The organism is Arenibaculum pallidiluteum (assembly GCF_017355985.1).
Classification (GTDB): Bacteria; Pseudomonadota; Alphaproteobacteria; order Azospirillales; family Azospirillaceae; genus Arenibaculum; species Arenibaculum pallidiluteum.
The window spans coordinates 212,706-229,726 of record NZ_JAFIQU010000004.1 but is presented as its reverse complement, the minus strand read 5'-3'; the positions used below and the strand labels follow the sequence as shown (position 1 = coordinate 229,726).

The following is a 17,021-nucleotide window of genomic DNA, read 5'->3' as shown; positions in this document are numbered from 1 at the left end:
GCCCCCGTGGCGCCGCTGCGGGCGGTCCTGGACGGCCGGGGTACGGCGGCACTCCGGCGGGCGGCCACGCCGGTGCTGGTCGCTTCCGCGTTGCTGGTCCCGGGCGTCGCGGCGGCGCAGGAGCGGGACCGGATCCTGGTGTTCGGCAATTCGCTCTCGGACACCGGGAATGCCTACAGGATCTCCCAGATAAGGCCCGAAGGACCGATTCCGCCGAGCCCGCCCTATTTCGAAGGACGCTTCAGCAACGGCCCGGTCTGGGTCGAAAGGCTGGCGCCGCTGATCGGCGTCGCGCCCGGCGATCTCGACGTCCGCGCCTTTGGCGGTGCCGAGACAGGGCTGCAACTGGTGCCACCGGGCGTCCAATCCCAGGTGATCGGATTCCTCGCCGGTGGCGGCCGCCCCGGGGCGACCGACCTCGCCGTGGTCTGGGGCGGCGGCAATGACTACCGCTTCAATGCCGGCGTGGCTGACCAGGCCGGTCTGGTCGCCCGGACCGTCGGCAACCTCCAGGCAAGCGTGGAGGCGCTGATCGCCGCGGGGGCGCGCGATCTCCTCGTCCCCAACCTGCCCGATCTCGGCGCGATTCCCGAGGCACGCATGCTCGAGGCGAGCCAGCCGGGCCGCGCCGCCAGGCTCAGCGCGCTGACGGACGCGCACAACCAGCGCCTGGCGGCAGCGCTGGAGGAGATCCGGCGCAGGAACCCCGGGGTCACCCTGCGGCTCCTGGACGTGGGCGGCCTCTTCGCCGCGATGCAAGCCAATCCCGCGCCGTTCGGCATCTCGAACCCCGGCACGCCCTGTCTGCTGGAGGTGCCGCCGGGCGCCGTCAGGTCGAGCGGCGCCTGCGCGACGCCGGAGGCGGCGGCTCGCACGCTGTTCTTCGACCCCGTCCATCCAACCGCGACGGGCCATGACCTGATGGGCCGGTATGCCGCCTCGGCCCTTGCGGCGCCGGTTTTCGGCGGGATGGGCACGGTGGCGCAGTCGGGACTGGCGCTGCTTGCGGGCGGCGAACTCGGCGCCGCGGCAGGGGCGCGCCTGACCGCGCTGCGCGCGGGGCTTGGCGCCATCGGCGCGTCGGCGCTGGGGCCGGGTGCGCTGGGGGCCGGGCCGCTCCAGGCCATGGCAGCCCCTTCCCAGGGGCTGGACGGGGAAGGCGCGGTCCTCCTTGCGGCCTTCCCCGGACAGACCCGTCCGGTTCCCGAGGCAAGCCCGATGCAGCGGCCCGATCCCGACCGTCCCTTCGGCGCCTTCGTCTATGCCGACCGCGGCTGGGGAGACCGCGAGCCCGGACCCGGGCGCGCCGGCTTCGACTACCGCAACACGGTCCTGGCCGTCGGGGCCGATTACCGCGTCACCCCGGCGCTGCTGCTCGGCATCGCCCTCGGCCACGGCTGGGGCCGCGCCAGTCTCGACGACGGCGGCTCGGCGGAGCTGCGCAGCGTGAAGCTCGGCACCTATGGCAGCCTCTCCTCGGGGCACTGGCATCTAGATTTCGATGCCGCCTACGGCTTCGACGACTATCCGCGCAACCGCCGGCCGACCGGCTTCGCGCCGCTTCCGCTGGCCGAGTCAGAGACATCGGGCCGCACGCTCTCCGCGGGGCTGAACACCGGCTACGACCTGCGGGCCGGCTTCCTGACGGTCACGCCCTTCGCCGGGGCGCGCTGGCAGGACATCCGGATCGACGGCTACGAGGAGCGCGGGGCGGCAGGGCTGAGCCTCGCCATCGGCGATCAGGAGGCCGAGACGCTGACCGGCAGCCTGGGCCTGCGGATCGCCGCGCGGATCGATGGGCCGGCTGGATCCGTGACCCCCCATTTGCGCGTTGCCTTCCAGCACGAGTTCATCGACGACCCCCGGCCCGTGACGGCGGCGCTGGGCGGGGTTCGCACCACCATCTCCCAGGCGCCGGGCGATCGGGACTACCTGGTGCTGGGGGCGGGCGTGAGCGTGGCGCTGAGCCAGGGGCTCAGCCTCGTCGCCGATTACGAGGGCACGGCCGGCCGCGGCGACGGGCGCGACCACTCCGTCTTCGGGCGCATCCGGGTCCGCTTCTGACCAGGGCGGACGGGGCGGGAAACGAGGCGGGACGGCGCCGATTGGCGGCTCAGCGGGCGGACTCGTTTCAGTCGGCCGCGCGAAGCGAGATGGAAGTCCCGGATCCTTCGGCGAAGGCCAGGGACGCGCCGACCTGCCGCGCCAGCGTGCTGATCAGGCGCATGCCCAGGGTCCCGGTCTTGCTCGCGTCGAAGCCGTCCGGGATCCCGATGCCGTCGTCGACGACCTGCAGTTCCCAGCCTTTGGCAAAGGAGCGGAACCCGACCCGGATCCTTCCGGTCCTCGGGGCGGGGAAGCCATGCTTGATCGCGTTGGTCACGAGTTCGTTCACGACCAGCGCCAGCGGCAGCGCGAGGTCGGTCGGCAGGATCTTCGCTTCGGCCTCGACCTCCAAGGCCACCCGGTCCGCCAGTCCCGTGCTGCCGGCGATCTCCTCGCACAGGTCACGCAGGAATTCCGCGAACTCCACCGATTCCACGTCTTCGACCCGGTACAGCCGCTCATGCATCCGCGCGACGATGGCGACGCGGCTGCAGGCTTCGTCGAAATGCCGCTTCAGCTCGGCGTCGGAGACCTTCTGCGCCTGCAGCCGGAGCAGGCTGACCACCATCATCAGCGAGTTCTTCACCCGGTGGTGAACCTCCCTGATCAGGGCTTCCTTCGCCGCGTTTGCCTGCGCGAGCTTCTGCTCCATCATCTTGCGTTCGGTGATGTCCACGGCGATGAGGACGGCGCCGATCATCGTCCCCTCGTGCAGCACGGGGGCGTTGGAGCAGGCGACGTGTATGGCCTGTCCGCTGCGGTGGAAGAAGACGTCCTCATGGTTCCTGAGCGTCTCGCGCGAGGCGAAGACCCGCCCGAGCGCGCATTCCGACAGCGGGAAGGGGTGACCGTCGGGCCGTTGGTAGTGCACGACGTCGTGCAGAAGCCTGCCGCACAGCTCTTGCCTGGACCAGCCGAAGGTCTGCTCGGCGGCGGGATTGGCGAAGACCGTGCGCCCCTCGAGATCCATGACGAAGATGGAATCGGCGGCGTTCTCGACCACGAGGTCCGAGATGTCCACGGGCTTACCGGATGTGTCGCCGTTCTCCGGCAGCAGGTGGATCGGCATTGCCTACCATCATGATTCTAGGCGCGATCCTATTCTTCCCCAGACGAAGATCAAAGGAGCTTTCGGGTCGCGGACGGGCGTGCAGTCGCGTTTGGGGCCGGCTGTGTGCGCAGCGCGGCCCGGTCACGGAGGAGCGGCACGGAAAAAGGGCTCCCCGGTTTCCCGGTGGAGCCCTTCTCCCTGCCGGCGGGCCTGACGCCGACGCCCGTGGGGCGTGGCGCCCGGCCCGCGGTTCGAGGATCAGACGCTGTAGTACATCTTGTACTCGATGGGGTGCGGCATGGTCTCGAAGGCCATGACCTCTTCCATCTTCATGTCGATGTAGCCGTCGATCATCTCGGCGGTGAAGACGTCGCCCTTGCGCAGGAAGGCGTTGTCCGCACGCAGGCTCTCCAGCGCCTCGCGCAGCGAGCCGCACACGGTCGGAACCTGCTTCAGCTCCTCCGGCGGGAGATCGTACAGGTTCTTGTCCATGGCGTCGCCGGGATGGATCTTGTTCTGGATGCCATCCAGGCCAGCCATCAGCATCGCGGCGTAGGCGAGGTAGGGATTCGCGGCCGGGTCCGGGAAACGGACCTCGATGCGCTTGCCCTTCGGGCTCGACACGTAGGGGATGCGGATGGAGGCCGAGCGGTTGCGGGCGGAGTAGGCCAGCAGCACCGGCGCCTCGTAGCCCGGCACCAGCCGCTTGTAGCTGTTGGTGATCGGGTTGGTGAAGGCGTTCAGGGCCTTGGCGTGCTTGATGATGCCGCCGATGTAGAAGAGCGCCAGCTCGGAGAGGTCGGCGTAGAGGTTGCCCGCGAAGAGGGGCTTGCCTTCCTTCCAGATCGACTGGTGGCAGTGCATGCCCGAACCGTTGTCGCCGAACACCGGCTTCGGCATGAAGGTCGCCGTCTTGCCGTAGGCATGGGCGACGTTGTGCACGACATACTTGTAGAGCTGCATGTTGTCGGCGCAGCGCACGAGCGTGTCGAACTTGATGCCGAGCTCGTGCTGCGAGGCGGCGACCTCATGGTGATGCTTTTCGACGGGCACGCCCAGCTCGGCCAGGACGCTGACCATCTCGGCGCGCAGGTCCGAGCCGCTGTCGACGGGAGCGACCGGGAAGTAGCCGCCCTTGACGCCCGGGCGGTGCGCCAGGTTGCCCTCGGGATAGGCCTTGTCGGAGGTGTAAGGGCCTTCCTCGGAGGTGAACTCGTAGGAGACCTTGTTCATCTCGACCGTGAAGCGCACGTCGTCGAAGACGAAGAACTCGGCCTCGGGGCCGAAGAAGACCTTGTCGCCGATGCCCAGGGTCTGGGTGTACTGCTCGGCCTTCTTCGCGATGGAGCGCGGATCGCGCGCATAGGGCTGCCCGGTGGAGGGCTCGAGGACATCGCAGAAGATCGTCAGCGTCGGCTGGGCCGCGAAGGGGTCCATGACGGCGGTCGAGGCGTCCGGCATGAGGATCATGTCGGACTCGTTGATCGCCTTCCAGCCAACGATCGAGGAGCCGTCGAACATGATGCCGTCGGTGAAGACGTCCTCGTCGATCGTGCTGACATGCTGGGCGGTATGCTGAAGCTTGCCGCGCAGATCGGTGAAGCGGAGGTCCACGTACTTGACGTCGTGTTCCTTGATCAGGTCGAAGACCTTGCTGGTGTCAGGCATGCCTCGATATCCGTTTCTTCCTGGTTGACGCGCGCGGGTCCGGGGGATCCCGGCGCCCGCTAGTGGTGCCGCACGCTGGGGTAAAAGTCATCGCCTTTCGACGACGTGGCCGGTCCGGCGCGCCGCGTGGCCCGCGCTCCGGTGGCCCGGCCCCGGGTTCGGGGCCGTCGAAACTCTGTCGCCTGGGGACCCGGAGGGCTCAAACGGCGTCCGAACCCTTCTCGCCGGTCCGGATGCGGACGACCTCCTCGACCGGGGTCACGAAGATCTTGCCGTCGCCGATCCGGCCCGTATGGGCCGCCTGCTGGATCGCCTCGATCGCGCGTTCGACCAGGCCGTCATCCATGACGACCTCGATCTTCACCTTCGGCAGGAAATCCACCACGTACTCGGCGCCGCGGTAGAGCTCCGTGTGCCCCTTCTGCCGCCCGAAGCCCTTGGCCTCAGTGACGGTGATGCCTTTGATGCCGACCTCGTGAAGGGCCTCCTTCACGTCGTCGAGCTTGAACGGCTTGATGATCGCTTCGACCTTCTTCATGAAACTCTGCTGCATTCTCGGGCGCAGGGCGGTCCCGGCCGCTGTCCGGCCACCCTAAAGCACGGCCTGTGCCAAAGGCCAGCCCAAGAGGGTACCGGGGCGTCGGCACGGGTTTTCTGCGGCGCTGATGAAAATTACGCCAATGCGCTGCTCAGAAAGCTGACGTTGTGCTCAAAAAATGTGCATTAAGGGCGGGGGACCGAAAATGCCTTCCTGAGAACGGAACCTTGACGGCGTGCCATCCTTGCGGCATATGCACGTCCCCACGGCGGCGAACGTAGCTCAGTGGTAGAGCGCTCGGTTGTGGTCCGAGTGGTCGTGGGTTCGATCCCCATCGTTCGCCCCACCCCTTTTCCGAACATCGCGATTGCGACGCGGCGGCTGCACGGCCGGCGTGCCGCAGCCTATACTCGGCCCCGCGTGAATCTGGGCGCGGGGCCTGGCGGCCTGTCCGCCGTCCCGCAGGGGAGGGACGATGTTCCGGGAGAACAGGGTCAAGGGCCGGCTGCGCGCGGGCGACCCATCCATCGGCTGCTGGCTTTCGCTCGGCAGCGCCGCGGCCGCGGAGGTCGTCGCTGCGACCGGCTACGACTTCGCGGTGATCGACCACGAGCACGGTCCCGGCACGCTGGCGGACGGTCTCGCGATGCTGCGCGCGCTGCGCCAGACTCCCTGCACGGGCGTGGTCCGGGTTCCCTCCAACGACGCGGTCTATATCAAGCGTGTGCTGGACCTCGGCGCCGAAGGCGTCATGGTGCCGTCGATCGACACGCCCGAGCAGGCCCGCGCCGCCGTGGCCGCCTGCCTCTACCCGCCGCGCGGCGCGCGTGGCGCGGCCTATGGCGTGGTTCGCGCCTCGGCCTACGGCACGGCCGAGGACTATGCCGCCCGCGCGGACGATGAGCTGCTGGTGATCCTGCAGATCGAATCCGCCGCCGCGGTCGAGGCCGTGCCCGACATCGCGGCCGTCCCGGGGATCGACGCGCTGTTCCTCGGCCCCTACGATCTCTCCGGCAGCATCGGCAAGCTCGGCCGCTTTGACGATCCCGAGGTGCGGCGCCTGCTCGACCGGGGCGAGCGCGCGATCCTGGACAGCGGCCTGCCCTACGCCTCGCTGCCGAGCCCGCTGCGTAGCCCGCTCGCCCTGAAGCAGGCGGGATGCCGGCTGATCGCCTCCGGCCTGGACGTCGTTCTCCTGCGCGAAGCCGCGCGGGCCGATCTCGCGGCCCTGCGCGGCGGGAGGTGACCTTGCGCAGCCGGGCCGCGATCCTCACCGTCGCCGAGATGGCCCGAGCGGACTCCGCCGCCGTGGCGGCCGGCGTCCCGCTCCAAACGCTGATGGAGGCGGCGGGAGCGGCCGTCGCAGAGGCGGTCGGCGCGCGCTGGTCCCCGCGGCCGGTCGTGGTCCTGTGCGGGCCCGGCAACAATGGCGGAGACGGATTCGTGGCGGCGCGCAGGTTGGCTGAGGCGGGGTGGCCGGTGCGCGTCGCCCTGCTCGGCGTGCGCGAATCCCTTGGCGGGGCCGCGGCGGCCGCAGCCGCCGCCTGGACAGGGCCCGTCGAGCCGGCATCCCCGGCCAGCCTGGACGGCGCGGCGCTCGCGATCGACGCGCTGTTCGGCGCGGGGTTGAGCAGGGCGCTCGACGGGATGGCGCTGCGCATCGTCCAGGCGCTCCGGCTGTCCAGGCTTCCGGCCGTCGCCGTCGACGTGCCAAGCGGGCTCGATGGCGACAGCGGCGCCGTGCGCGGCGATGCGGCGCCGGCGGCCGTGACCGTCACCTTCTTCCGCAAGAAGCCCGGGCACCTGCTGCTGCCGGGACGCCTCCTGTGCGGCGAGCTGGTGCTGGCCGATATCGGGATACCGGAATCTGTCCTGGACGCCGTCGCCCCAAGCGCCTCGGAGAACTACCCCGCCCTTTGGGCGGCCGCCTATCCCTGGCCGCGGATCGACGGCCACAAGTACGACCGCGGCCATGCCGTCGTCCTGGGCGGGGCGCTGATGACCGGCGCCGCCCGGCTGGGCGCCCGGGCGGCGCGGCGCGCCGGCGCCGGTCTCGTCACCATCGCCGCGCCGGCCGACGCCTTTGCGATCTATGCGGCGGGCGACCCCGGGACGCTGGTGACGCCGGTCCGAAGGACCAGCGACTGGAGCGAGTATATCGCCGACCCGCGGCGCGACGCGCTGCTGCTGGGCCCCGGCGCCGGTCGGACCCTCGAGACGCGGAACCGTGTCCTGGCCGCGCTGGCCGCGGGCAAGGCGGTGCTGCTGGACGCCGACGCATTGACGGTCTTCGAGGACGGTCCCGATGCCCTGTTCGGCGCGCTGTCGCCCCGCTGCCTGCTGACGCCGCACGAAGGCGAGTTCCGCCGGCTGTTCGGCGACGTCGAAGGCGACCGGCTAGCCCGTGCCCGGGCCGCGGCGGCACGGTGCGGCGCGGTGGTGCTTCTGAAGGGCGCCGATACGGTCGTGGCGGCGCCGGACGGCCGGGCGGCCATCAATGCGAACGCTCCGGCCGATCTCGCAACGGCCGGGGCAGGGGACGTGCTGGCCGGGATCGCCGTCGGGCTGATGGCGCAGGGCATGGAAGCGTTCGAAGCCGGCTGCGCGGCTACCTGGATCCACGGGGCCGCCGCCGCCGCCTTCGGGCCCGGATTGATCGCCGAGGACATCGTCGAGGCGCTGCCTGGCGTGCTGCGGGAACTTGGGCGCGCAAGGCGGGGCCAGGACGCTGATGCGGGCGCGCGGCAATGAACGCAGCCGACGAACGCCGCAACCTTTCAGAACAGCGTCCGAACTCGGTAAAAATTCAGTGAAAATTAGCCCGGATCGACTTAACGTTTCCGCAACACCTTAGAAAGTAACCTGATCGCAGTGCAGTCTGGCTAACATGGGCTCGGGCCGATGTTCCTGAAGCGCAGCAAAGAAAACGACGCGGTTGCGGAAGGGCAGATCTATCGCCGGTACCGCCCGGGTCAGACGGAGACGGCGAGGGTCATCTCGATCAGGCCGGACGAGGCGGGAATTCCGCATGTCCGATACGCCCTGCAGTTCGACCGCCCCGACACGACGGAAGAGCTGAGGACGCTGGCGCTGACCTCCTTCTCGCAGCTCTTCCCGGAGCGCGTTCCCGCCTGAACCCTTGTCCCGCCATGGTCCGGCGACTGGCTGAAAGGCCGGCCGGAATATGGCCGATTTGTCCTGTCGGACCCAAATCTCCTGTGCTATGTAGGCACCCCCCGGCGGCCGGAGCGGCTTCGGCCGACGGGTTCGTTTGTGCGGGCGTGGCGGAATGGTAGACGCGCCGGATTTAGGTTCCGGTGACGAAAGTCGTGGGGGTTCGAGTCCCTTCGCCCGTACCAGACTCGCCGCGAACGAGGATTGAACGCGGCCGCGCGCCGGTGCCGGCCGCCGCAAGACAGGCTTCAAGTCCGATGCAGATCACCGAGACCAGCGCAGACGGCCTCAAGCGCGAATTCAAGGTCGTCATCTCCGCCAGCGATATCGAGCAGAAGACCGAGGGCCGGCTCCGCGAGCTCAGCTCCTCGCTGCGCATTCCGGGGTTCCGCCCGGGCAAGGTGCCGCTGAACATCGTCAAGCAGCGCTATGGCCAGTCGGTCATGGGCGAGGTGCTGGAGCAGGCCGTCGCCGACAGCTCGCGCCAGGCGATGATGGAGCGCGGCCTCCGCCCTGCGCTGCAGCCGAAGATCGAGGTCCAGCAGTTCGATACCGGCAAGGACCTCGAGTACACCATGGCGCTCGAGCTGCTGCCCGACGTCGAGCCCGCCGACCTGACCGCCATCGAGATCGAGCGCCCCGTCGCCGAGGTCACCGACCAGCAGGTGCAGGAGGCGCTCGACCGCATCGCCGAGAGCCGCCGCGACTACGAGACCGCCGATAAGGCCGCCGAGAAGGATGACGCCGTCGTCATCGACTTCGACGGGTCCGTGGACGGGGAGGCGCGTCCCGGCATGAAGGGCGAGGGGCACCAGCTCATCCTGGGCTCCGGCTCGTTCATCGACACCTTCGAGGACCAGCTCGTGGGCGCCAAGGCCGGCGACCACCGTACGGTCAAGGTGACCTTCCCCGAGGGCTACCATGCCGCCGAGCTGTCCGGGAAGGAGGCCGTCTTCGAGGTCGACGTCAAGGAGGTCAAGGTCGCCAAGCCGGTCGCCGTGGACGACGAGTTCGCCAAGGGGCTGGGCATCGAGGATCTCGGCAAGCTCAAGGAGATGATCCGCGAGCGCATCAGCCAGGACTACGCCCAGATGTCGCGGGCCCGGGCCAAGCGCACGCTGCTCGACATCCTGGCGGAGCGGCACGACTTCGCGGTGCCGCAGGGCATGGTCGACATCGAGTTCGATGCGATCTGGCGTCGCCTGAAGGACGAGCTCGACCGCGGCAACGCCGGCGAGGACCAGGGCAAGCCCGAGGACGAGCTGAAAGCCGAGTACCGCGCCATCGCCGAGCGCCGTGTGCGCCTGGGCCTGCTGCTGTCCGAGATCGGGCGACGCAACGACGTGCAGGTCAGCCAGGACGAGCTGAACCGGGCCGTGATGGCCGAGGCCCAGCGCTATCCCGGGCAGGAGCGGCAGGTCTTCGAGTTCTTCCGCAACAACCCGCAGGCCATCGACAGCCTGCGCGCCCCCCTGTTCGAGGACAAGGTCGTCGACTACATCTTGGGGCAGGCCAAGGTGACGGATCGCACCGTGTCGGTCGAGGAGCTCGCGCGGGATCCCGAGGACTCGGCGCAGGCGGCCTGAAGGCCGGCGGCACGGTCCGAGACGGCGCAGCGGGGACCCGGCGGGTCCCCGCTCCCTGGTCCGGAAGGGCCCAATGAACCCGGAGAAGGGAGTACGGAGCAGCATGATTGATATGGATCCGCGCATGAACGCGCTGGTTCCGATGGTCATCGAGCAGACCAACCGGGGCGAGCGGGCCTTCGACATCTATTCGCGCCTGCTGAAGGAGCGGATCATCTTCCTGATCGGCCCCGTGAATGACGGGGTCGCCAGCCTGATCTGCGCGCAGCTGCTGTTCCTGGAATCGGAGAACCCGACGAAGGATATCGCGTTCTACATCAACTCGCCCGGCGGCTACGTCACCTCGGGCCTGGCGATCTACGACACGATGCAGTACATCCGCCCGGAGATCTCCACGGTCTGCATCGGGCAGGCGGCCTCCATGGGCTCGCTGCTGCTGACGGCCGGCGCGAAGGGCAAGCGCTTCTCACTTCCGAACAGCCGGATCATGGTCCACCAGCCCTCGGGCGGTGCCCAGGGCCAGGCGGCGGACATCGAGATCCAGGCGCAGGAGATCCTGAAGCTGCGCTCGCGGCTGAACGAGATCTATGCCCGGCACTCTGGCCAGACGTTGGACGCCATCGAGGCCATGATGGAGCGCGACAAGTTCTTCTCCCCGGCCGAGGCCAAGGAGCTGGGCCTGATCGACGAGGTGGTCTCGAGCCGTCCCGTTCCTTCGGGCGAGGGTGCCTGAGGGCTCCGGACGGCCACCAAGAGCGGTCCTTGACGTGCGAAGGGCGCCGGAAACGGCGCCCTTCGTCGCTTTTCGGCCACAACTATTGCCGTTGCGCCCCCCATATGCGGTGTTGTTGAATGGGTTGCCCCTCTGCATCCAAGTTCCGGAGCGGCGGGGCGAAGATACGGCGGCGGGGGCTGACCTCCGAGTTCGAGGATGCTCCGCCGCCCTTCGGTGCTGTGACGGAGCCCATATGACCAAGTCCACCGGCGGCGACTCCAAGAACACCCTCTACTGCTCCTTCTGCGGCAAGAGCCAGCACGAGGTCCGAAAGCTGATCGCCGGCCCGACCGTGTTCATCTGCGATGAATGCGTAGAACTTTGCATGGACATCATCCGCGAGGAGAACAAGACCACGCTGGTGAAGTCCCGGGACGGGGTTCCAACGCCGAGGGACATCCACGCGGTGCTGGACGACTACGTGATCGGCCAGGACCACGCGAAGAAGGTCCTCTCGGTCGCGGTGCACAACCACTACAAGCGGCTCGCGCACGGCACGAAGCACAGCGACGTCGAGCTGGCGAAGTCGAACATCCTGCTGATCGGACCGACCGGCTGCGGCAAGACGCTGCTGGCCCAGACGCTCGCGCGGATCATCGACGTCCCCTTCACCATGGCGGATGCGACGACGCTGACCGAGGCCGGCTATGTCGGCGAGGACGTCGAGAACATCATCCTGAAGCTGCTCCAGGCCGCGGACTACAACGTCGAGCGGGCGCAGCGCGGCATCGTCTACATCGACGAGGTCGACAAGATCTCGCGCAAGTCCGACAACCCCTCGATCACCCGCGACGTCTCGGGCGAGGGTGTGCAGCAGGCCCTGCTCAAGATCATGGAGGGCACCATCGCCTCGGTGCCGCCCCAGGGCGGCCGCAAGCACCCGCAGCAGGAGTTCCTGCAGGTCGACACGACCAACATCCTGTTCATCTGCGGCGGCGCCTTCGCAGGGCTCGAGAAGATCATCGCCCAGCGCGGCAAGGGCACCTCGATCGGCTTCGGCGCCGAGGTCAAGAGCCCCGACGAGCGGCGCACGGGCGACGTGCTCCGCGAGGTCGAGCCCGAGGACCTGCTGAAGTTCGGCCTGATCCCCGAGTTCGTCGGCCGCCTGCCGGTGGTCGCGACCCTGGAGGACCTGGACGAGACGGCGCTGATCGAGATCCTGACCAAGCCCAAGAACGCCTTGGTCAAGCAGTACCAGCGCCTGTTCGAGATGGAGGACGTCCGGCTCGAGTTCGCCGACGAGGCCCTGCGCGGCATCGCCCACAAGGCGATCCAGCGCAAGACCGGCGCGCGCGGACTGCGCTCGATCATGGAGGGGATCCTGCTCGACCCCATGTTCGAGCTTCCCGGCCTCGCCAGCGTCGACCAGATCGTGATCAACAAGGAGGTCGTCGAAGGCCGCGCCAAGCCGCTCTACATCTACTCCGAGCGGCGCGGAGACGTGGCTCCCGGCGCCTGAGGGATCCGGCGGGTGTCCCCGATGCCCGCCGCTCCCATATCCATCCCATACCGCCTTCGATCCCGGAATGACCCCGACGGCTTGTCAAGTCTTGAAGGGCGTCGAAGCGCGGGCCAAGTTCAACGGGTGAGCCGCTGTGGGATCCCATGCCCGCCACAGGGGTGAGACCCTTCAGGCCCACTACGGGCTGACGGCCTTCAAAGGAAAGGCGCTACTAGATGTTGGAAATCCCTCGCGGAGTTCTATACCCGGTCCTGCCGCTGCGCGACATCGTGGTCTTTCCGCATATGATCGTGCCGCTCTTCGTCGGGCGCGAGAAGTCTGTCCGGGCCCTCGAGGACGTGATGAAGGACGACAAGCAGATCCTGCTTGTCACCCAGAAGAACGCCGCCCAGGACGATCCCCAGCCTGCGGACATTTTCACCGTGGGCACGGTTGGTACGGTGCTGCAGCTCCTGAAGCTGCCTGACGGCACGGTCAAGGTCCTGGTCGAGGGCGGCCAGCGCGCCCGCATCACGAAGTTCGCGGAGAACGAGGAGTTCTTCCAGGCCTATGCGGACCTGGTCGAAGAGAAGCCCGGCGACAACCAGGAACTCGAAGCCCTCGCGCGTGCCGTGGTCTCGCAGTTCGAGCAGTACATCAAGCTCAACAAGAAGATCCCGCCCGAGGTGCTGGTCTCGATCAACCAGATCGACGACACCGGCAAGCTCGCCGATACGGTCGCCTCGCACCTGGCGCTGAAGATCCCCGAGAAGCAGCAGCTCCTCGAGACGCCCACGGTGTCCGAGCGGCTGGAGCGCGTCTATTCCTTCATGGAAGGCGAGATCGGCGTCCTGCAGGTGGAGAAGCGCATCCGGAACCGCGTCAAGCGGCAGATGGAGAAGACCCAGCGCGAGTACTACCTGAACGAGCAGCTCAAGGCGATCCAGAAGGAGCTCGGCGAAACCGAGGATGGTCGCGACGAGGCGGCTGAGCTGGAGGAGCGGATCAACAAGACGCGCCTCAGCAAGGAGGCCCGCGACAAGGCCATGGCCGAGCTGAAGAAGCTGCGCTCCATGAGCCCGATGTCGGCCGAGGCCACCGTCGTGCGTAACTATCTCGACTGGATGCTCAACATCCCGTGGAAGAAGCGCACCAAGGTCAAGAAGGACCTGAAGCTCGCCGACGACGTGCTGAACGCCGATCATTTCGGCCTCGAGAAGGTGAAGGAGCGGATCCTCGAATACCTCGCGGTGCAGCAGCGCACCGAGAAGGTGAAGGGGCCGATCCTGTGCCTCGTCGGTCCGCCCGGCGTCGGCAAGACCTCGCTCGGCAAGTCGATCGCGAAAGCCACGGGGCGCAACTTCGTGCGCATGTCGCTGGGCGGCGTGCGTGACGAGGCCGAGGTCCGCGGCCACCGCCGGACCTATATCGGCTCCATGCCCGGCAAGGTGATCCAGGGCATGAAGAAGGCGAAGTCGTCCAACCCGCTCTTCCTGCTCGACGAGATCGACAAGCTCGGTGCCGACTGGCGGGGCGATCCGTCGTCCGCACTACTCGAGGTGCTCGACCCCGAGCAGAACTCGACCTTCAGCGACCACTACCTCGAGGTCGACTACGACCTGTCGGACGTGATGTTCGTGTGCACCGCCAACTCGCTGCGCATGCCGCAGCCGTTGATGGACCGCATGGAGATCATCCGGATCGAGGGCTATACCGAGGACGAGAAGGTCGAGATCGCCAAGCGCCACCTGATCGACAAGCAGGTGAAGGCGAACGGCCTGAAGCGGGGCGAGTTCAAGATCTCGGACAACGCGCTCCGGGACCTGATCCGCTACTACACCCGCGAGGCGGGCGTGCGCTCGCTGGAGCGCGAGATCGCCAACCTGGCCCGCAAGTCGGTCAAGGAGATCCTGATGAAGGGTCTCGACAAGGTTGAGATCACGCCCCGCAACCTCGAGAAGTTCGCGGGCGTGCGCAAGTTCCGCTTCGGCGAGGCCGAGGCCGAGGACATGGTCGGCGTCACCACCGGCCTGGCCTGGACCGAGGTCGGCGGCGAGCTGCTGTCGATCGAGGCGGTGACCCTGCCGGGCAAGGGCCGGATCACCACCACCGGCAAGCTCGGCGATGTCATGAAGGAGTCGGTCCAGGCGGCCGAGAGCTTCGTGAAGTCGCGCGCCCCGCAGTTCGGCATTCGTCCCGATCTCTTCGGGCGGCGGGACATCCACGTCCACGTGCCCGAGGGGGCGACCCCGAAGGACGGCCCCTCGGCCGGTGTGGCCATGGTGACCTCCATCGTCTCGGTGCTCACTGGCGTTCCGGTCCGCAAGGACGTGGCAATGACCGGCGAGATCACGCTGCGGGGCAGGGTGCTAGCCATCGGCGGCCTGAAGGAGAAGCTGCTCGCGGCGCTGCGCGGCGGGCTCAAGACCGTGCTGATCCCGAAGGACAACGAGAAGGACCTCGCCGAGATCCCGGACAACGTCAAGAAGGGGCTGGAGATCGTCCCGGTCTCTGTCGCCGACGAAGTCCTGGCCCGGGCTCTTGTCCGGCCGCTCGTTCCCATCGAGTGGACTGAGGCCGACGCCATCGAGGCGGTGCCGGCGAAAAACGGCGATGGCGAACGCGGCGACGTGATTCGGCATTGAGCCTGAGACAGAAAACGGCATAAATTCGGTGCGATGTCGCGCCCGTTTGCAGAAACGGGCGCGACTGCCCGAGTCTCGTCTTGAGATCGCAAGACGGAGCTCGGATTTCCCTAGAATTTTATGCGGTTTTCCAAGGGGGGCTTCAGGTGAACAAGAACGATCTCGTCGCGCACGTCGCCGATGCGGCTGGGCTTTCCAAGTCCGAAGCCACGAAGGCGGTGGAGGCGGTTTTCGACGGTATTACGGGAACCCTCACGAAGGGTGACGAGGTTCGCCTTGTCGGTTTCGGCACCTTCGCGATCGCCGAGCGTGCGGCCTCCGAGGGGCGCAATCCGCGCACGGGCGAGAAGATCAGCATCCCGGCCTCGCGCCAGCCGAAGTTCAGGGCCGGCAAGATGCTGAAGGACGCCCTGAACGTCGCCTGACGCGAAGGTGGGGCGCCGCCCTGCGGCGCATGGAGGGGCCCGGCCGCATCCAGCGGGCGGGCCTTTCGCATTTTCCGGTCCGGGGCCGTCATATGCCGGGTCTGGCGCATGTCCGGTCTGGGCTGGCTGGGGGTCGACAGGCGCGTCCCGCGGGGCTAGCTTGCGATGCCGTGGCCGGGCGGTTAGCTCAGCGGTAGAGCGGCGGCTTTACACGCCGTTGGTCGGGGGTTCGATCCCCTCACCGCCCACCATCATCTCCCTCAAGCCAGCCATGCGCACGGCGGCGATTTCGCTCCAGGAATGGCGCATGCGCGGTTGACAAGGGGGAAGGGGCGGCGTAAACACCGCCGACGTCGCGCAGGCGACGTCTGCGCGGGTGTAGCTCAGCTGGTTAGAGCGCCGGCCTGTCACGCCGGAGGCCGCGGGTTCAAGTCCCGTCACTCGCGCCATTTTCTCCCCCTAAAATACATTGCGAATCAACGGCTTGCGGGCTCCGTCCGCGGCGCTTCCCGCACTGCGGAATCGGCGCTATTTAGCTTTTCTTGCCCAGGGGAAGGGCCTATAGTCTGGCCGCCCGAGGGGCCGAACAACCAATGAACGCGGCTGTTTTTCCGGTGGGCGCCGCCCGGCGACACCCGAAAGAACGCGAGCAGTTGACGCGAGGATCCGCATGACCAATCTGCTGGTCGTGGAGTACCTGCCCATCCTGATCTTCCTGGCGATCTCCGTCGCCATCTCGGCGATCATGGTGGGTGCGTCCTTCCTGGTGGCGAAGCAGAACCCCGACCCCGAGAAGGTCTCAGCCTTCGAGTGCGGGTTCGAGGCGTTCGACGATGCCCGCCGCAAGTTCGACGTCCGCTTCTACCTGGTCTCGATCCTCTTCATCATCTTCGACCTGGAAGTGGCCTTCCTGTTTCCCTGGGCCGTGTCCCTGGGCGACATCGGCATGTTCGGCTTCTGGTCGATGGTGGTGTTCCTCGGGATCCTGACCGTCGGCTTCATCTACGAATGGAAGAAAGGAGCGCTGGAATGGGAGTGACCCCGGACCGGCAGCCGTCCTCGCTCATTCTCCCCAACCAGGCGGGGCCGATCCCGCCCGGTCCCGAGCAGGACCGCTACCTTCAGACCGTCACCGACGAGCTCCAGGACAAGGGCTTCCTGGTCGCCAAGTACGAGTCGCTCCTCGACTGGGCACGCACGGGCTCGCTCTGGCCGATGACCTTCGGCCTCGCCTGCTGCGCGGTGGAGATGATCCACGCCTACATGAGCAAGTACGATCTCGACCGCTTCGGGATCATTCCCCGTCCGAGCCCGCGCCAGTCGGACGTGATGATCGTGGCCGGAACGCTCTGCAACAAGATGGCTCCCGCCCTCCGCAAGGTCTACGACCAGATGGCGGAGCCGCGCTGGGTGATCTCCATGGGCTCCTGCGCCAATGGCGGCGGCTACTATCATTACAGCTATTCCGTCGTGCGCGGTTGTGACCGGATCGTGCCCGTCGACGTCTACGTGCCGGGCTGTCCCCCGACGGCCGAGGCGCTGGTCTACGGCATCCTGCAGCTCCAGAAGAAGATCAAGCGCGGCAACCGCATCGCCCGCTGACGGGAAGCAT

At 67.8% G+C, this 17,021-nt stretch carries 14 protein-coding genes and 4 tRNA genes; 15 read left to right on the top strand and 3 right to left on the bottom strand.

Annotation, left to right across the window (positions count from 1 at the left end):
* Nucleotides 1–6: 6 nt before the first annotated feature.
* Complete coding sequence (locus tag JUB13_RS11050) at nt 7–2,064, top strand: autotransporter domain-containing protein (protein ID WP_207478858.1); 2,058 nt, start codon at nt 7–9, stop codon at nt 2,062–2,064.
* A 67-nt stretch (nt 2,065–2,131) separates the two neighbouring features.
* On the opposite strand, the gene JUB13_RS11045 is transcribed toward JUB13_RS11050, so the two are convergent.
* The 3 genes from JUB13_RS11045 to JUB13_RS11035 all read right to left on the bottom strand — a co-directional run bounded on the left by JUB13_RS11045 (nt 2,132) and on the right by JUB13_RS11035 (nt 5,363).
* Complete coding sequence (locus JUB13_RS11045) at nt 2,132–3,175, bottom strand: PAS domain-containing sensor histidine kinase (RefSeq protein ID WP_207478857.1); 1,044 nt, start codon at nt 3,173–3,175, stop codon at nt 2,132–2,134.
* A gap of 240 nt (nt 3,176–3,415) precedes the next feature.
* Complete coding sequence (gene glnA, locus JUB13_RS11040; protein ID WP_207478856.1) at nt 3,416–4,825, bottom strand: type I glutamate--ammonia ligase; 1,410 nt, start codon at nt 4,823–4,825, stop codon at nt 3,416–3,418.
* 199 nt (nt 4,826–5,024) lie between these two features.
* On the bottom strand, nt 5,025–5,363 hold the full coding sequence (locus tag JUB13_RS11035; RefSeq protein WP_207478855.1) for a P-II family nitrogen regulator: 339 nt from the start codon (nt 5,361–5,363) through the stop codon (nt 5,025–5,027).
* 271 nt (nt 5,364–5,634) lie between these two features.
* Between JUB13_RS11035 and JUB13_RS11030 the strand changes: the two genes are divergently transcribed.
* From JUB13_RS11030 to JUB13_RS10965, 14 genes are all read left to right on the top strand, one after another.
* Nucleotides 5,635–5,709: transfer RNA gene (locus tag JUB13_RS11030), tRNA-His, on the top strand.
* Between the two features lie 129 nt (nt 5,710–5,838).
* Nucleotides 5,839–6,609 (top strand): HpcH/HpaI aldolase family protein, encoded by a 771-nt coding sequence (locus JUB13_RS11025; RefSeq protein ID WP_207478854.1) that lies wholly within the window; start codon nt 5,839–5,841, stop codon nt 6,607–6,609.
* Nucleotides 6,522–8,114 (top strand): NAD(P)H-hydrate dehydratase, encoded by a 1,593-nt coding sequence (locus JUB13_RS11020; protein WP_207478853.1) that lies wholly within the window; start codon nt 6,522–6,524, stop codon nt 8,112–8,114. The genes JUB13_RS11025 and JUB13_RS11020 overlap by 88 nt, the downstream gene beginning before the upstream one ends.
* Before the next feature lie 150 nt (nt 8,115–8,264).
* Nucleotides 8,265–8,498: a hypothetical protein gene (locus JUB13_RS11015; protein WP_207478852.1), complete on the top strand. Its 234-nt coding sequence runs from the start codon at nt 8,265–8,267 to the stop codon at nt 8,496–8,498.
* Between the two features lie 140 nt (nt 8,499–8,638).
* A tRNA-Leu gene (locus JUB13_RS11010) sits at nt 8,639–8,722 on the top strand.
* Nucleotides 8,723–8,794: 72 nt separating this feature from the next.
* Nucleotides 8,795–10,123: a trigger factor gene (gene tig / locus JUB13_RS11005; protein ID WP_207478851.1), complete on the top strand. Its 1,329-nt coding sequence runs from the start codon at nt 8,795–8,797 to the stop codon at nt 10,121–10,123.
* A 103-nt stretch (nt 10,124–10,226) separates the two neighbouring features.
* Nucleotides 10,227–10,856: an ATP-dependent Clp endopeptidase proteolytic subunit ClpP gene (gene clpP, locus JUB13_RS11000; protein ID WP_207478850.1), complete on the top strand. Its 630-nt coding sequence runs from the start codon at nt 10,227–10,229 to the stop codon at nt 10,854–10,856.
* A gap of 235 nt (nt 10,857–11,091) precedes the next feature.
* A complete protein-coding gene (gene clpX / locus JUB13_RS10995) occupies nt 11,092–12,357 on the top strand; it encodes an ATP-dependent Clp protease ATP-binding subunit ClpX (protein WP_207478849.1) in 1,266 nt (421 codons plus the stop codon).
* A 218-nt stretch (nt 12,358–12,575) separates the two neighbouring features.
* The gene (lon, locus tag JUB13_RS10990) at nt 12,576–14,984 is read left to right on the top strand and encodes an endopeptidase La (protein WP_207478848.1); all 2,409 of its coding nucleotides are present in this window, start codon (nt 12,576–12,578) and stop codon (nt 14,982–14,984) included.
* A gap of 104 nt (nt 14,985–15,088) precedes the next feature.
* Entirely contained in the window at nt 15,089–15,409 is a 321-nt protein-coding gene (locus JUB13_RS10985; protein WP_207479034.1) for an HU family DNA-binding protein, read from the top strand.
* A gap of 176 nt (nt 15,410–15,585) precedes the next feature.
* Nucleotides 15,586–15,660, top strand: a tRNA-Val gene (locus JUB13_RS10980).
* 121 nt (nt 15,661–15,781) lie between these two features.
* Nucleotides 15,782–15,858: transfer RNA gene (locus tag JUB13_RS10975), tRNA-Asp, on the top strand.
* 221 nt (nt 15,859–16,079) lie between these two features.
* A complete protein-coding gene (locus JUB13_RS10970) occupies nt 16,080–16,448 on the top strand; it encodes an NADH-quinone oxidoreductase subunit A (protein WP_207478847.1) in 369 nt (122 codons plus the stop codon).
* Nucleotides 16,439–17,011: a NuoB/complex I 20 kDa subunit family protein gene (locus JUB13_RS10965; RefSeq protein ID WP_207478846.1), complete on the top strand. Its 573-nt coding sequence runs from the start codon at nt 16,439–16,441 to the stop codon at nt 17,009–17,011. Before JUB13_RS10970 ends, JUB13_RS10965 begins: the two co-directional genes overlap by 10 nt.
* The last annotated feature ends 10 nt before the right edge of the window (nt 17,012–17,021 follow it).

Coding starts and splice junctions, on each gene's coding strand:
- JUB13_RS10970 (WP_207478847.1), top strand. CDS start 16,080: ATGACCAATCTGCTGGTCGTGGAGTACCTGCCCATCCTGATCTTCCTG.
- lon (WP_207478848.1), top strand. CDS start 12,576: ATGTTGGAAATCCCTCGCGGAGTTCTATACCCGGTCCTGCCGCTGCGC.
- JUB13_RS11015 (WP_207478852.1), top strand. CDS start 8,265: ATGTTCCTGAAGCGCAGCAAAGAAAACGACGCGGTTGCGGAAGGGCAG.
- tig (WP_207478851.1), top strand. CDS start 8,795: ATGCAGATCACCGAGACCAGCGCAGACGGCCTCAAGCGCGAATTCAAG.
- JUB13_RS11045 (WP_207478857.1), bottom strand. CDS start 3,175: ATGCCGATCCACCTGCTGCCGGAGAACGGCGACACATCCGGTAAGCCC.
- clpX (WP_207478849.1), top strand. CDS start 11,092: ATGACCAAGTCCACCGGCGGCGACTCCAAGAACACCCTCTACTGCTCC.
- JUB13_RS10965 (WP_207478846.1), top strand. CDS start 16,439: ATGGGAGTGACCCCGGACCGGCAGCCGTCCTCGCTCATTCTCCCCAAC.
- glnA (WP_207478856.1), bottom strand. CDS start 4,825: ATGCCTGACACCAGCAAGGTCTTCGACCTGATCAAGGAACACGACGTC.
- clpP (WP_207478850.1), top strand. CDS start 10,227: ATGATTGATATGGATCCGCGCATGAACGCGCTGGTTCCGATGGTCATC.
- JUB13_RS11035 (WP_207478855.1), bottom strand. CDS start 5,363: ATGAAGAAGGTCGAAGCGATCATCAAGCCGTTCAAGCTCGACGACGTG.
- JUB13_RS11025 (WP_207478854.1), top strand. CDS start 5,839: ATGTTCCGGGAGAACAGGGTCAAGGGCCGGCTGCGCGCGGGCGACCCA.
- JUB13_RS11020 (WP_207478853.1), top strand. CDS start 6,522: ATGCCGGCTGATCGCCTCCGGCCTGGACGTCGTTCTCCTGCGCGAAGC.